Here is a 14,797-nt window from a genome sequence, read left to right as displayed (position 1 = left end):
TTCTCAGCTCCTGATTATTTAGCGATCTTACGGTATTGCTCAATAAGTTCGATGAAGTGATCGAACAGCGGTGCGGCATCGTGTGGGCCCGGGCTGGCTTCAGGGTGGCCCTGGAAGCTGAACGCAGGTTTATCGGTACGATGGATACCCTGCAAGGTACCATCGAACAGTGATTTGTGCGTCACGCGCAGGTTAGCCGGCATCGTCGCTTCATCCACAGCGAAGCCGTGGTTCTGCGCGGTGATCATCACCGTGTTGTTGTCGATATCTTTCACCGGGTGGTTACCACCGTGGTGGCCGAACTTCATCTTGACGGTGTTCGCTCCGCTCGCCAGCGCCAGCAGCTGATGGCCGAGACAGATGCCGAATACCGGGATATCGGTTTCAAGGAAGGACTTGATGGCGTCGATAGCGTAGTCGCACGGCGCCGGGTCGCCAGGACCGTTAGAGAGGAAGATGCCGTCCGGGTTCATCTTCAGAACATCTTCCGCAGACGTTTGTGCCGGGACGACCGTCAGGCGGCAGCCACGGTCAACCAGCATACGCAGGATGTTGCGCTTGGCGCCAAAATCGTAGGCCACCACGTGGAACGGCAGCTCGCTTTCCGGTTTCGCTTCCGGCAGGCCGCCTTCCAGCGTCCAGCTACCCTGCGTCCAGCTGTAGGCTTCCGCCGTGGTCACTTCTTTCGCCAGGTCCATACCGTTCAGACCCGGGAAGGCTTTCGCTTTTTCCAGCGCCAGCGTCGCATCGAGGTTATCCCCTGCGATGATACAACCGTTTTGTGCGCCCTTCTCGCGCAGCAGACGCGTCAGCTTACGGGTATCGATATCGGCAATCGCCACAATGTTATGGCGCTTCAGGTAAGAAGAGAGGTCTTCGGTGTTGCGGAAGTTGCTGGCAATCAGCGGCAGGTCGCGAATGACCAGGCCTTGCGCATGTACCTGAGAGGATTCTTCGTCAGCCGCATTGGTGCCGACATTGCCGATATGAGGATAAGTAAGAGTAACGATTTGGCGAGAATAGGAAGGATCAGTGAGGATTTCTTGATAACCGGTCATTGAAGTATTGAAAACGACTTCCCCAACCGCCGAACCCGTTGCCCCTATGGCCCGACCGATAAACTGGGTTCCGTCTTCCAGAACCAATAGCGCTGACTTAATCAAAACACCCTCCAGAGAATATTCACTCACTTTATTTGCATATTAATTCATAACCATATCATGGATCAATGCAAATGTGTTGCCAGCGGATTTTTGGCAAACGGCGGCATTCTGGGGATTTGCCATGTAAAAGTCAACTTAAAACGGGAGTTTTGTTTATTCTTTTGCAAGCCTGGCATCTGGAATGGGATTTAATGGGCAAAAAGATCAGGTAAATCATTCCGGAAAACGCTTGCGCGGCAGGTTTGTTAGAATTTTAGGGAGGCGGGTGACAAAAAGTGGACCAGATGGTCAAAATTTACATATATTTCACAGAAAAATGGCACATCAATAAGCTTTATACCGCCTAAGCATTATTTTTTATCTAAAACGGATAAAATAAGAGGGCAATAAATTATTGCCCCATGCAATCAAGTAATTACGACTGCAATAACCACATCACGATGGGTAATATCGCTTACAAATTATTGAGATCAAGCACATCTCGCATATCAAAAAGACCCTTTTCCTTCGCGTTAAGCCACAAAGCGGCGCGAACTGCACCATTCGCAAACGTCATGCGGCTTGACGCTTTGTGGGTAATCTCAACACGTTCGCCAATATCGGCGAACATCGCCGTATGTTCACCGACGATATCGCCTGCACGAACGGTTGCGAAACCAATTGTCCCGGGCACGCGTTCGCCGGTATGTCCTTCACGGGTATAGACCGCGCACTCTTTTAAATCTTTATCAAGTGCATGAGCAATCGCTTCGCCCATCGCCAGCGCCGTGCCTGATGGAGCATCAACTTTATAGCGGTGGTGTGCTTCAACAATCTCAATGTCGGTATAATTGCCCATCACCTTCGCTGCCTTTTCCAGCAGTTTCAGCATGACGTTAACGCCGACGCTAAAGTTCGCAGCGAAGACAATCGCAATGTCGGTGGCTGCGTCCTGAATGGCCTGTTTACCGGCATCATCGAAACCAGTGGTACCAATCACCATCCCTTTACCGTGCTGACGGCAAAACGCCAGATGAGCCAGCGTGCCTTCCGGACGGGTAAAGTCGATGAACACATCAAAGTCTTCTTTCACTGCCTCAAGGCTGCTCTGTACGGTTACGCCTGTCTTGCCCGCGCCCGCCAGTTCGCCTGCATCGGCTCCCAGCAGGGATGAACCCTCACGCTCCAGCGCCGCGCCGAGTGCCACGCCATCCATCTGTAGTGCCGCCTGAATCAGCTGGCGACCCATACGTCCACCCGCGCCCGCAATAGCAACGCGGATCTGTGCATCATGCATAGTTATTCTCTTACGTTAAAATGATGTAAACCGTTTTCAGATTAACCAGCCTTGGCAAAGCCTGCCAACTGAAAACACCGATAATTAGAATTTAACGTGAAACCGACTTAAATATCAGTAAAAGACATGATTTTGTCGTCACGATAAAGTTTGGGGTAAAAAAAAGGCCAGCACAGGAGGTGCTGGCCTTTCATCAGATAAAGAACTATTCCACTTCTCGCGCGTCAATACGCAACTCTTTCGGCACTTCAAAGACAATGTTCTCTTCGCGGCCTTCCAGCGGCACCGCTTCGCCACCGCCCAGCTCTTGCAGGCGGGCAATGACGTTCTGCACCAGAATATCCGGCGCTGAAGCGCCTGCGGTAACACCGACGCAGACCGCGTTTTTCACCCACGCTTCCTGAATGTCCGTTGCGTCGTCGATTAAAAACGCCGCTTTCCCCATACGCTGCGCCAGTTCGGCCAGACGGTTAGAGTTAGAGGAGTTTTTCGAGCCGACCACCAGCACCACGTCCGCCTGTTCAGCCAGCGCGCGCACGGCTTCCTGACGGTTGGTGGTTGCGTAGCAGATATCATCTTTGCGCGGCCCGACGATTTTCGGGAAGCGCTGGCGCAGGGCGTCAATCACGTCTGAGGTGTCGTCCACGGAAAGCGTCGTCTGGGTCATAAACGACAGTCGGGCTTCGTTTTTCACATTCAGCGTAAAGACGTCTTCCGGTGACTCAACCAGATACATGCCCCCTTCCGGGTTGCTGTACTGGCCCATGGTGCCTTCCACTTCCGGGTGACCGGCGTGACCAATCAGAATTGACTCTTCACCGCGACGGCTGGCGCGCGCCACTTCCATATGCACTTTGGTCACCAGCGGACAGGTGGCATCGAAAACGGTCAGATCGCGGTTTTTCGCCTCGTTGCGTACCGCCTGCGAGACGCCGTGCGCGGAGAAGATGAGAATTGCGCCGTCCGGCACTTCGCTGATCTGCTCGATAAAAATCGCACCGCGCTCGCGCAGGCTGTCGACCACGTAGCGGTTGTGCACCACTTCGTGACGCACGTAAATCGGCGCGCCGTAAATCTCCAGCGCGTTTTCAACAATGCTGATAGCGCGGTCTACACCGGCGCAAAAACCGCGCGGGTTAGCCAACAGGATCTGCATTTCAGGCCTCCAGTGCCGGATCGATCTCCAGCACTTCTACATCAAAATGGACAGTGCGCCCGGCAAGCGGATGGTTGAAGTCAACGGTAATCGAGTCGCCGTTGATTTCGCGGATCACGCCAGGCATTTCGCTGCCGTCCATAGCGGTAAAGAGCATAATTGCCCCGATCTCCGGTTCACCCGCGTCCATAAACTCACGACGGGAGAAGTACTGGATCAGATCCGGGCTTGGCACGCCAAACGCGGCATCCGGCTCCAGCGAAAAGGCTTTTTTCTCACCCTCTTTCAGACCGAGAAGCTGCTGCTCAAGACCTTCAGACAGGGAGGTATCGCCAAGACGAAACAGGGCTGGTTTGCCGTTGTTGCGGGTGGATTCGGCCGTAGAGCCGTCATCCAGCTTCAGCGTAAAGTGAACGAGAACCGCGCTGTTGCTCTGTACGGATTTAGACATGCAAATTGCTCGCTTGTTTTGGGTCACCTGTTGCCCGGTGGCGCTACGCTTACCGGGCCTACGGGGGCCACAAATTCTGTAGGCCGGGATCGCTACGCGTCACCCGGCTGGTTTTGTTACGCCTGCTCTTTCGCTGCTGGTTTAGGCAAGAAGCCTTCCAGCACGATTAACGCCGCACCAACGCATATTGCGCTATCGGCGAGGTTAAAGGTCGCGAAGTGCCAGTCGCCGACGTAGAAGTCGATCATATCGACCACAAAGCCGTGCCACAGGCGGTCAAACAGGTTACCCAGCGCGCCGCCAATGATCAGCGCGTAGGCGATGTTATTCAGCTTTTGCGTGGCCTTCGAGCGGTACATCAGCACCGCCAGCACGACGCAGATACCGATAGCGATACCCGCGAAGAACCAGCGCTGCCAGCCACCGCTGTCGGCAAGGAAACTAAACGCCGCACCGTAGTTGCGGGCGTAGTGCAGGTTAAGCGACGGGAACAGCGGGACCGTATCCCCCAGAGCGAAATTCTGGAGGATCAGGAACTTGCTGCCCAAATCAATAATCAGCACCACTACCACCAGCCACAGCCAGCGCAGTCCTGTTGAACAGAGAGTTTTACTCATCAGGCAAACTTACGTTTTTCGCCGTCACCGGCGACGTTGCTTACACAGCGTCCGCAGATGTCTGCGTGTTCCGCCACCTGACCGACATCGGTAGTGTAATGCCAGCAACGCGGGCATTTCTCACCGTCGGCTTTGCTCAGTGCGACCTTCAGTCCTTTGAGCAGTTCGCTCTGCTGAGCATCAGCAGACGCCTCGGCATAATCCGCAACTTTCGCACCGGAGGTCAACAGGACAAATCGTAATTCATCGCCCAGCGCGGTCAGCTTCGCGGCCAGCTCAGGCTCCGCGTACAGGGTCACCGTCGCTTCCAGAGAGCCACCGACTTTCTTGTCAGCGCGCGCCTGCTCGATAACCTTGTTCACTTCGCCACGCACTTTCAGCAGCTCGTCCCAATAGGCATCGTTCATCGCTTCGGTGCTGGAGAGATCGAACAGACCTTCATACCACTCGCCGGTGAAGACATACTTCTCACGGTCGCCCGGCAGGTAACCCCAGATTTCATCCGCGGTGAAGGACATGATCGGCGCCATCCAGCGCACCAGCGCTTCTGCGATGTGGTACAGCGCAGACTGACAGCTGCGGCGCGCCACGCTGTCCGCTTTCGCGGTGTACTGACGGTCTTTAATGATGTCGAGGTAGAACGAGCCCATCTCGATGGAGCAGAAGCGCATCAGGCGCTGCACCACTTCGTGGAAATCGTAAGACTCATACGCTTTCAGGATATCTTCCTGCGCCGCTTTCGCGCAGCCTACCGCCCAGCGATCGAGCACGACCATCTCTTCTGGCTTCACCATATCTTTTACCGGATCGAACCCGTTCAGGTTCGCCAGCAGGAAGCGCGCGGTGTTACGGATACGACGATAGCTGTCGGCAGCACGCTTCAGGATCTCGTCAGACACCGCCATTTCGCCGGTGTAGTCGGTAGAGGCTACCCACAGACGCAGGATGTCCGCGCCCAGCTTGTTCATTACGTCCTGCGGCGAAACGGTGTTACCGATGGACTTGGACATCTTACGGCCCTGACCATCCACGGTGAAGCCGTGAGTCAGTACCTGACGGTAAGGTGCTTTGCCCTTCATGGCGGTGGAGATCATCAGGGATGACATGAACCAGCCGCGGTGTTGGTCGGAGCCTTCGAGATACATGTCGGCAGCGTGACCGGCGAACTCAGGGCGCACGTCAACCACAGAGGCATGGGTTGAACCGGAGTCGAACCACACGTCCAGGGTATCCGGCACTTTCTCGTAGTTGTCCGCGTCCGCGCCCAGGATGTCGCGGGCGTCGAGATCCCACCACGCCTGAATGCCGTCAACTTCAACGCGTTTCGCCACTTCTTCCATCAGTTCCAGGGTGTTCGGATGCAGTTCCTGCGTCTCTTTGTGCACGAACAGCGACATCGGCACGCCCCAGGTGCGCTGACGGGAGATACACCAGTCAGGACGGTTAGCCACCATGGATTCGATACGCGCCTGGCCCCAGTCCGGGATCCACTGCACGCCTTTGATCTCTTTCAGAGACTGCTCGCGCAGGCCCTTCTGATCCATGCTGACGAACCACTGCGGGGTCGCACGGAAGATGATTGGCGTCTTGTGACGCCAGCAGCACGGATAGCTGTGCTGCATTTTTTCAACGTGCAGCAGCGCGCCGCTGGTGCGCAGCATGTCGACAATAATGTCGTTCGCTTTGAAGACGTTGATGCCGTCCAGCGCCGGGTAGGTGCCAGGCAGGTAAGAGCCGTCCGGCCCAACCGGGTTGGCGATTTCCAGACCGTACTTCAGGCTGATGTTGTAGTCGTCAGGGCCGTGGCCACCGGCGGTATGTACCGCACCGGTACCCGCGTCCAGCGTTACGTGGTCGCCCAGAATCGCCGGAACGTCGAAGTCCAGGAACGGGTGTTTGAAGCGCATCAGTTCCAGCGCGTCGCCTTTTACGGTGCCCAACACGGTGTAATCGGTGATGTTCGCGCGTTTCAGTACGCTTTCGACCAGGTCTTTCGCCAGGATAACCGCACGGCCATCAATCTGCACCAGCGCATACTCAAACTCGCCAGAGAGGGAGATCGCGCGGTTAGCAGGCAGCGTCCACGGGGTGGTTGTCCAGATAACCAGCGAGACTGGACCGCTTACCCCAGGCAGACCAAATTTAGCTTTGATCGCATCCTGATCGACCGCTTCGAACGCCACGTCGATAGAAGGCGAGGTTTTGTCGTAATACTCTACTTCCGCTTCTGCCAGCGCAGAACGGCAGTCCACGCACCAGTGCACCGGCTTCGCGCCTTTGTGCAGGTGGCCGTTACCGATGATTTTGCCCAGCGCACGGATGATGTTGGCTTCGGTTTTGAAATCCATGGTCAGGTACGGATGCGACCAGTCGCCCAGCACGCCCAGACGGATAAAGTCAGCGCGTTGACCGTCAACCTGGGTGGCAGCGTATTCGCGGCATTTCGCGCGGAATTCTGCGGCGGTGAACTTCTCACCCGGCTTACCGTACTCTTGCTCCACTTTCAGCTCGATTGGCAGACCATGGCAGTCCCAGCCCGGAACGTAAGGCGAGTCATATCCCGCGAGTCCTTTGGACTTCACGATAATGTCTTTCAGAATCTTGTTTACAGAGTGACCAATATGAATGCTGCCATTCGCATATGGAGGGCCATCATGCAGAATGAAGGTTTTTTTGCCTTTTTTGGCTGCACGAATGATGCCGTACAGGTCATCATCGGTCCAACGCGCCAGCATTCCCGGTTCACGCTTGGCGAGATCGCCGCGCATCGGGAACCCTGTTTCCGGCAAATTCAGGGTTGATTTATAGTCACTCATCAGATTCTCGGTTCCGTATTTATCACGTAGGCAGTTAAGCCGGTTCTAAAGCCCAAAAAACTCGCGGGCCGTTAATTCATCTCGCGCGATTTGCGCCTTAAGTTCATCCAGCGAAGCGAATCGCTGTTCATTGCGTATTTTTTTACGCAGTATCACATCTATATGGCGACCATACAGGTCCATTACAACGTCCAGCAGGTGTACTTCTAACTGTTGACGCACACCGGCAACCGTTGGACGTGTGCCAATGTTGGCGACGCCGTAGAAAGGCTTCTCGCCCAGTCCTGCCACTTCCACCGCATAGACCCCTTTAACCGGGGAGACCTGACGACGCAGCGGTATATTCGCCGTCGGGAAACCTATCGTGCGGCCCAGCGCATCGCCATGGACCACGCGACCTGAAATCGTGAACGGGTGACCCAGCAGCGTTTCTGCCGTGTCCAGTTCATCGTTCGCCAGCGCCTGACGTACCGCCGTGCTGCTGACGCGCACGCCGCCCTCGCAGAAGGTCATTGTACTGGTGACGTCAAACCCGTACTCCAGGCCAGCCTTCTGTAATAACAAGAAATCGCCCTGACGACCAGCGCCAAAGCGGAAATCATCGCCCACGGCGAGAAACTGCACGCCAAGCTGCCTGACCAACAGGTCGCTGACAAAATTTTGTGCGGTCAGCGCGGCAAAACGACGGTCGAACCGTACACACAGGACGTAGTCCACCCCTGACTCGGCCAGGTAGCGTAACTTCTCACGCAGACGCGTCAGCCGCGCGGGGGATTTCTCGCCAGCAAACAGCTCCAGCGGCTGAGGCTCGAAAATCATCACCACGACGGGCAGGCCTCGCGCCTCGCCTTCTTTACGCAATCCCTGCAACAGCGCCTGATGCCCACGATGCACGCCGTCGAAATTACCAATGGTCAGCACGCACCCGTGCGGGGCTTGACTGAGATTATGTATGCCGCGTATCAGCTTCATGACTGGCTCAAAACAGTGAAAATCGCCAAAGTATACCTTGTACAGCGGTTAAGGTTAACCGGCGATTGTTCACGCTAAACAGAAAGCCGTATGATTTCATCACGCTGACCTTTCACAGCAAAAAAATCTGCCCGCCAACTGCGATTTTTACGCCGAAAAGCTGTATTCACGAACGACAAGCTGGTAGAATCCTGCGCCATCACTACGTAACGTAGCGTCGCCACATTAACGGCGCTTATTTGCACAAATCCATTGACAAAAGAAGGTATAGAGGGCATATTCCTCGGCCTTTGAATTGTCCACATAGATCATATTTGGGAGTTGGACCTTGGCTAATATCAAATCAGCTAAGAAACGTGCCGTTCAGTCTGAAAAGGCTCGTAAGCACAATGCAAGCCGTCGCTCTATGATGCGTACTTTCATCAAGAAAGTATACGCAGCAATCGAAGCTGGCGACAAAGCTGCAGCGCAGAACGCATTTAACGAAATGCAACCAATCGTGGATCGTCAGGCTGCTAAAGGTCTGATCCACAAAAACAAAGCAGCGCGTCATAAAGCAAACCTGACCGCGCAGATCAACAAACTGGCTTAATCGCCACTTGTTGTTGCTTGTTTGAAAGAACCCGCTTAACGCGGGTTTTTTTATGCCTTCAGATTGCCGGCGGCGTAAACAGCGCCGAGTAGTCCCGGTTGCAGATTCGCTGCACCGACGGATGCTGAATCATCCTTTCGGCGAATATGGCGTGATACTCTTCCATCACGTTATCCACCCTGCCAATCTCGGTAATCTTGTCGTCTGAATAGAGATCGTGCGCATACAGCGTCGGGGCAACGAAGATAGCGTTGTGCGCCTCGCCAAAGGCTTTCATCAGCGCCGCATCGTCGAACTCACCGAGAATTTCTACGTTTAGCCCCTGCGAGTTAAACCAGTTCAGCAGCTTACGTCCGAGCATGGACCGCCTCCCCGGAACCAGCAAGCGGCGCTCTTCCAGGCAAGCCGGAAACGGTTTTTCCGGCGGTGGATTGATGCACCAGAAACTGACACCGCATTCGCCAATTTTCACCGAGAACAAGCCTTCCTGCTGCGTGGAATCGATAGGACAATCCGAAATAATCATATCCAGCTTATGCTGGCTCAGCTGTTCCAGCAGCATCTCGTGAGTGGACTCAAAGCAGCGTAAATGTATCTGTTCATCTTCCACCACCGCCGCATCCAGCACACCGCTTACCAGCCGTTTGGACAACGCATCCGCCACGCCCACGTCAAAGAGCAGGTTCGACTCTTTGCGATAGTTAACGATATCCAGCATCTCCTGGCTCAGGGTGAACATCTTGTCCGCATAGCGGAATACCAGTTCACCCAGCTCGCTCGGCTCAATGCCACGCCCTTTCCGCTTAAAAAGCTTTCCCTGCAAGCGCTCTTCCAGGGCTTTGATTTGCCCGGTGATAGTCTGTGGCGTCAGGTAGAGCGCCTCTGCGGCACCCACGACCGAGCCCTGCTTGTAGACATGCCAGAAGTAATAGAGATGGTTATAGTTCAAATGAGACATCACGTTTTCACTCCCTGATAGTTTATCGGGAGAAGGCTTCCCTTCTCCCGGTTTCCTGTTATGCCTGGACAGCCTGTCCGGACAACTTCACCTTCAACAAGGTGTAACCCATAACCGCGGCCAGGAACGACCCGATAAGAATGCCGAGTTTCGCCCAGACGATAAGCTCAGGCGCGCTTGCGCCAAACGCCAGCGTCGAGATAAAGATCGACATGGTGAATCCAATACCGCACAGCACGCCAACGGCCATAATCTGGCTAAAGGTGGTTCCGTTTGGCAATGACGCCAGCTTCAGCTTCAGCGCCAGCCAGCAGAACAGGCTGATGCCCAGCGGCTTACCAATAAACAGACCGGCGATGATACCCAGCGGCAGCACAGAGGTGAGTCCGTCCAGGGTAACCCCGGCCAGGGAAACACCCGCGTTGGCAAACGCAAACAGCGGCAGGATCATAAAACCCACCCACGGATGAAGCACATGCTCCAGCTGTCTGGCAGGCGATTTGCCGTCCTGTTCCTTCAGCGGAATAAAGAAGCCAACGATGACGCCCGCCAGCGTGGCATGCACGCCAGACTTCAGCACCGCCGTCCACAGCACCATCCCCACCAGAATATAAATCCCCGTGCGTCGAACGTTGAAGACGTTCAGCAACGCCAGCACCGCAATAGCCACGGCCGCCACGCTCAGCGACAGAACGGACAGATCGCTGGTGTAGAACAGCGCGATAATCACGATAGCGCCAAGATCATCGATAATCGCCAGCGCCATCAGGAAAATTTTCAGTGCTACCGGGACGCGGCTACCGAGCAAGGCTAAGACCCCGAGCGCAAACGCGATATCCGTTGCGGCCGGGATCGCCCAGCCGTCACGAGCAACCGGATCCTGCCACGCAAATGCGAGAAAGAGCAACGCCGGAACGATCATCCCGCCAATAGCCGCGATCACCGGAAACGCCGCACGCTGACGGCTGGCAAGCGAACCGCTCACCAGCTCACGTTTAACTTCCAGGCCCACCAGCAGGAAGAACACCGCCATCAGCGCATCGTTGATCCACAGCAGCATGTTCTTATTAATTTCCAGCGCCCCGACCTTCAGCTCGACGGGCGTTTCCAGAAATGCGTGATAGAGATCGCGTGTCATGCCCATATTGGCGAGCAGCATGGCAGCCGCAGCAGCAATAATCAGGATGACGCCGCCGGATGCCTCACTGCTAAAGAAACGGTGTAGTAATTTCACGTTTAAACTCTCTTTTACAACAATACCTCGGTAAAACCATAATATCAGCGCAAACAGATCGGTAAAAACAGATTAATATTGGTTATAGATTCAGTTTAACCGAGGTATAACGCTATAAAGCAAAAAGCCCGGAATCGCTTCCGGGCTTTAAATGATAGTAACCAGCTGGCGGGTTAGCGGGTTAAATCGTCGAAGAATTTTTTGACGCCATCGAAGAAGCTTTTGGAGCGCGGGCTGTTTTTCTCACCTGTCGGGCCACCAAAGCTTTCCTGAAGCTCTTTCAGCAGCTGTTTCTGCTTATCGTTCAGGCCGACCGGCGTTTCCACGACCACGCGGCATAACAGGTCACCCTGCGCGCCACCGCGAACGGATTTAACGCCTTTGCCGCGCATGCGGAACAGTTTCCCGGTCTGGGTTTCGCCAGGGATTTTCAGGTTAACGCGACCGTCCAGCGTCGGCACTTCGATTTCGCCGCCCAGCGCCGCCATCGCAAAGTTGATCGGCACTTCACAGTACAGGTTGTTACCTTCACGCTCGAAGATGGCGTGCTGCTTCACCTGAACCTGAACGTACAGATCGCCTGCCGGTGCACCGTGCTCGCCGGCTTCACCCTCACCTGCCAGACGGATGCGGTCGCCCGTATCGACGCCTGCCGGGATCTTAACGGACAGCGTTTTGGTTTTCTCCACGCGACCGTGACCATGACATTTGGTGCACGGATCTTTAATCAGCGTACCGCGACCATGACAGTGCGGACAGGCCTGCTGCACCGCGAAGAAGCCCTGGCGCATCTGCACCTGACCGGAACCGTGACAGGTTGGGCAGGTCTGTGGCTGAGTCCCCGCTTTCGCACCGCTGCCGTGGCAAACGTCACACTCTTCCAGCGTCGGAATACGGATCTCTTTGGTGACGCCGCGAACCGCTTCTTCCAGCGTCAGGTCCATGTTGTAGCGCAGGTCTGCGCCGCGCGCCGCGCGCTGACGGCCACGCCCGCCACCGAAGATATCGCCAAATACATCACCAAAGATATCGCTGAAATCAGCGCCGCCGCCGAAGCCGCCGCCACCAAATCCACCGCCGCCCATGCCGCCCTGTTCAAAGGCCGCGTGACCATATTGATCATAGGCCGCACGTTTTTGTGCATCGGTCAGGACTTCGTAGGCTTCTTTAATCTCTTTAAATTTGGCTTCAGCCTCTTTGTCACCCTGATTACGGTCAGGGTGGAATTTCATGGCCAGGCGCTTATACGCCTTTTTGATTTCACGCTCTTCCGCAGTTTTCGGAACGCCTAAAATCTCGTAATAGTCTTGCTTTGCCATTGGTTTTTTTAAGCCCCTTAACATGCGAGCACGGGCGTGGAGAATTCTCCTACGCCCGTGCCGATTACTTACCCTGCATCAGGGCGATTATTTTTTGTCTTTCACTTCTTCGAACTCAGCGTCGACAACATCGTCGTCTTTCGCGTTGTTCGCCGAAGCATCAGCGCCCGCCTGCTGCTGTGCGTGCTGCTGCTGAGCGATTTCCATCAGCTTCTGAGAAACCTGTGCCAGCTCCTGCATCTTCGCTTCGATGTCCGCTTTGTCTTCGCCTTTCAGAGACGTTTCCAGCGCGCTCAGTGCAGTTTCGATTGCAGTTTTGTCTTCCGCTGGCAGTTTATCGCCCGCTTCTTCAACCTGCTTACGGGTGCTGTGCAGCAGATGGTCACCCTGGTTACGGGTCTGAACCAGCTCTTCGAACTTACGGTCGGATTCCGCGTTAGCTTCGGCATCACGAACCATTTTTTCGATTTCCGCTTCGTTCAGGCCAGAAGATGCCTTGATGGTAATCTTCTGCTCTTTACCGCTGTTTTTGTCTTTCGCAGACACGTGCAGGATACCGTCAGCATCGATGTCGAAGGTGACTTCGATCTGTGGCATGCCGCGTGGTGCCGGGTTAATACCGTCCAGGTTGAACTGACCCAGAGATTTGTTATCCGCCGCGCGCTTACGCTCACCCTGAATCACATGGATGGTTACCGCAGACTGGTTGTCTTCAGCGGTAGAGAACACCTGGCTGTGTTTCGTCGGGATAGTGGTGTTTTTGTTGATGAGCGGGGTCATCACGCCACCCATGGTTTCGATACCCAGAGACAGCGGGGTAACGTCCAGCAGCAGTACGTCTTTCACTTCACCGGTCAGTACACCACCCTGAACCGCAGCACCGATAGCAACCGCTTCGTCCGGGTTCACGTCTTTACGTGGCTCTTTACCAAAGAATTCAGCCACTTTCTTCTGAACCATTGGCATACGAGTCTGACCACCTACCAGGATAACGTCCTGAATGTCAGACACGGACAGGCCAGCGTCCTGCAATGCAACTTTCAGTGGCTCGATAGAACGGTTCACCAGGTCTTCTACCAGGCTTTCCAGTTTCGCACGGGTCACTTTGATGTTCATGTGTTTTGGACCGGTCGCGTCTGCAGTGATGTACGGCAGGTTCACGTCGGTCTGCTGAGCGGAAGACAGCTCGATCTTCGCTTTCTCAGCGGCTTCTTTCAGGCGCTGCATAGCCAGCGGGTCGTTACGCAGGTCAATGCCCTGATCTTTCTTGAACTCGTCAACGAGGTAGTTGATCAGACGGGTATCGAAGTCTTCACCACCCAGGTGGGTATCACCGTTGGTTGCCAGAACTTCGAAGGTTTTTTCGCCGTCAACATCGTCGATTTCGATAATAGAAATATCGAAGGTACCACCACCCAGGTCGTAAACCGCGATAGTACGGTTGCCAACTTCTTTATCCAGACCGTAAGCCAGTGCTGCTGCGGTTGGTTCGTTGATGATACGTTTTACTTCCAGGCCTGCGATACGGCCAGCATCTTTGGTTGCCTGACGCTGAGCATCGTTGAAGTAAGCAGGTACGGTGATAACAGCTTCAGTTACCGGTTCACCCAGGTAATCTTCCGCAGTTTTCTTCATTTTCTTCAGCACTTCAGCAGAGATCTGCGGAGGTGCAGTTTTGGTGCCTTTCACATCAAGCCATGCATCGCCGTTATCGGCTGCGATGATTTTGTAAGGCATGATGGAAACGTCACGCTGAACTTCTTCGTCCTGGAAGCGGCGGCCAATCAGGCGTTTGATCGCAAACAGGGTGTTTTGCGGGTTTGTCACTGCCTGACGTTTAGCCGGCTGACCAACCAGAGTTTCACCATCCTGGGTATAAGCAATGATAGAAGGCGTGGTGCGATCGCCCTCGGCGTTCTCCAGCACACGTGCAGTAGTGCCATCCATAATCGCTACACAAGAGTTGGTAGTACCCAGGTCGATACCAATAATTTTACCCATCTAAACGTCTCCACTAAAAATTCAGTCAACATGTGGTTGTGTACCTGTAATAAGGGCAGAACGTGCTTTTTCAACTGCCCAGATTTGATTTTTTTCAGGTCCACACACTGCGGTTGCTTACAAGATGGGGTCACAACGGCATCCATCAAGGGGGAAGGATAAAAAATTTTTTAATTTCACCCCGATGAGATCATAGACGGCGTCGATGCCGCCCATTATGATGCCGCGCCCCGTCAGGGAGA

At 54.6% G+C, this 14,797-nt stretch carries 12 protein-coding genes and 1 pseudogene; 1 reads left to right on the top strand and 12 read right to left on the bottom strand.

The genetic code is table 11. The features are described from left to right. Nucleotides 1–14 precede the first annotated feature (14 nt). The 8 genes and pseudogenes from carA to O1724_RS03725 all read right to left on the bottom strand — a co-directional run. Nucleotides 15–1,163: a glutamine-hydrolyzing carbamoyl-phosphate synthase small subunit gene (carA, locus tag O1724_RS03760; RefSeq protein WP_126297035.1), complete on the bottom strand. Its 1,149-nt coding sequence runs from the start codon at nt 1,161–1,163 to the stop codon at nt 15–17. A gap of 454 nt (nt 1,164–1,617) precedes the next feature. After that, nucleotides 1,618–2,439 (bottom strand): 4-hydroxy-tetrahydrodipicolinate reductase, encoded by an 822-nt coding sequence (gene dapB / locus O1724_RS03755; RefSeq protein ID WP_032608474.1) that lies wholly within the window; start codon nt 2,437–2,439, stop codon nt 1,618–1,620. 205 nt (nt 2,440–2,644) lie between these two features. Further along, on the bottom strand, nt 2,645–3,595 hold the full coding sequence (gene ispH / locus O1724_RS03750) for a 4-hydroxy-3-methylbut-2-enyl diphosphate reductase (protein WP_003856448.1): 951 nt from the start codon (nt 3,593–3,595) through the stop codon (nt 2,645–2,647). A 1-nt stretch (nt 3,596) separates the two neighbouring features. Next, nucleotides 3,597–4,046 carry an FKBP-type peptidyl-prolyl cis-trans isomerase gene (gene fkpB / locus O1724_RS03745; RefSeq protein WP_003856450.1) on the bottom strand — a complete coding sequence of 150 codons (450 nt, stop codon included), beginning with the start codon at nt 4,044–4,046 and terminating at the stop codon, nt 3,597–3,599. Between the two features lie 116 nt (nt 4,047–4,162). Beyond that, a complete protein-coding gene (gene lspA, locus O1724_RS03740; protein ID WP_003856452.1) occupies nt 4,163–4,663 on the bottom strand; it encodes a signal peptidase II in 501 nt (166 codons plus the stop codon). Beyond that, nucleotides 4,663–7,479: an isoleucine--tRNA ligase gene (gene ileS, locus O1724_RS03735; RefSeq protein WP_039268722.1), complete on the bottom strand. Its 2,817-nt coding sequence runs from the start codon at nt 7,477–7,479 to the stop codon at nt 4,663–4,665. Before ileS ends, lspA begins: the two co-directional genes overlap by 1 nt. A gap of 45 nt (nt 7,480–7,524) precedes the next feature. Further along, a complete protein-coding gene (ribF, locus tag O1724_RS03730) occupies nt 7,525–8,451 on the bottom strand; it encodes a bifunctional riboflavin kinase/FAD synthetase (protein WP_003856456.1) in 927 nt (308 codons plus the stop codon). Nucleotides 8,452–8,458: 7 nt separating this feature from the next. Continuing rightward, a pseudogene (locus tag O1724_RS03725) lies at nt 8,459–8,664 on the bottom strand (DUF2575 domain-containing protein); the annotation flags it as partial. 115 nt (nt 8,665–8,779) lie between these two features. On the opposite strand from O1724_RS03725, the gene rpsT reads away from it, so the two are divergent. Next, entirely contained in the window at nt 8,780–9,043 is a 264-nt protein-coding gene (rpsT, locus tag O1724_RS03720) for a 30S ribosomal protein S20 (protein ID WP_003856458.1), read from the top strand. A 58-nt stretch (nt 9,044–9,101) separates the two neighbouring features. Here rpsT and nhaR read toward each other — a convergent pair whose 3' ends face one another. The 4 genes from nhaR to dnaK all read right to left on the bottom strand — a co-directional run bounded on the left by nhaR (nt 9,102) and on the right by dnaK (nt 14,555). Further along, nucleotides 9,102–10,001 carry a transcriptional activator NhaR gene (gene nhaR / locus O1724_RS03715; protein WP_126297036.1) on the bottom strand — a complete coding sequence of 300 codons (900 nt, stop codon included), beginning with the start codon at nt 9,999–10,001 and terminating at the stop codon, nt 9,102–9,104. A gap of 58 nt (nt 10,002–10,059) precedes the next feature. Beyond that, complete coding sequence (gene nhaA / locus O1724_RS03710; protein WP_022650383.1) at nt 10,060–11,235, bottom strand: Na+/H+ antiporter NhaA; 1,176 nt, start codon at nt 11,233–11,235, stop codon at nt 10,060–10,062. 173 nt (nt 11,236–11,408) lie between these two features. Beyond that, nucleotides 11,409–12,554 (bottom strand): molecular chaperone DnaJ, encoded by a 1,146-nt coding sequence (gene dnaJ / locus O1724_RS03705; protein WP_008502040.1) that lies wholly within the window; start codon nt 12,552–12,554, stop codon nt 11,409–11,411. 87 nt (nt 12,555–12,641) lie between these two features. Next, a complete protein-coding gene (gene dnaK / locus O1724_RS03700) occupies nt 12,642–14,555 on the bottom strand; it encodes a molecular chaperone DnaK (RefSeq protein WP_003856470.1) in 1,914 nt (637 codons plus the stop codon). Between the last annotated feature and the right edge of the window lie 242 nt (nt 14,556–14,797).

It is taken from the genome of Enterobacter cloacae complex sp. HYC074_NIDB (assembly GCF_056673345.1).
This window is presented reverse-complemented; position numbering and strand designations above follow the sequence as displayed.

Excerpts from the sequence above, each read along its gene's own strand:
- fkpB (WP_003856450.1), bottom strand. The coding sequence starts at position 4,046 with ATGTCTAAATCCGTACAGAGCAACAGCGCGGTTCTCGTTCACTTTACG.
- ileS (WP_039268722.1), bottom strand. The coding sequence starts at position 7,479 with ATGAGTGACTATAAATCAACCCTGAATTTGCCGGAAACAGGGTTCCCG.
- ispH (WP_003856448.1), bottom strand. The coding sequence starts at position 3,595 with ATGCAGATCCTGTTGGCTAACCCGCGCGGTTTTTGCGCCGGTGTAGAC.
- nhaR (WP_126297036.1), bottom strand. The coding sequence starts at position 10,001 with ATGTCTCATTTGAACTATAACCATCTCTATTACTTCTGGCATGTCTAC.
- dnaK (WP_003856470.1), bottom strand. The coding sequence starts at position 14,555 with ATGGGTAAAATTATTGGTATCGACCTGGGTACTACCAACTCTTGTGTA.
- ribF (WP_003856456.1), bottom strand. The coding sequence starts at position 8,451 with ATGAAGCTGATACGCGGCATACATAATCTCAGTCAAGCCCCGCACGGG.
- lspA (WP_003856452.1), bottom strand. The coding sequence starts at position 4,663 with ATGAGTAAAACTCTCTGTTCAACAGGACTGCGCTGGCTGTGGCTGGTG.
- dapB (WP_032608474.1), bottom strand. The coding sequence starts at position 2,439 with ATGCATGATGCACAGATCCGCGTTGCTATTGCGGGCGCGGGTGGACGT.
- dnaJ (WP_008502040.1), bottom strand. The coding sequence starts at position 12,554 with ATGGCAAAGCAAGACTATTACGAGATTTTAGGCGTTCCGAAAACTGCG.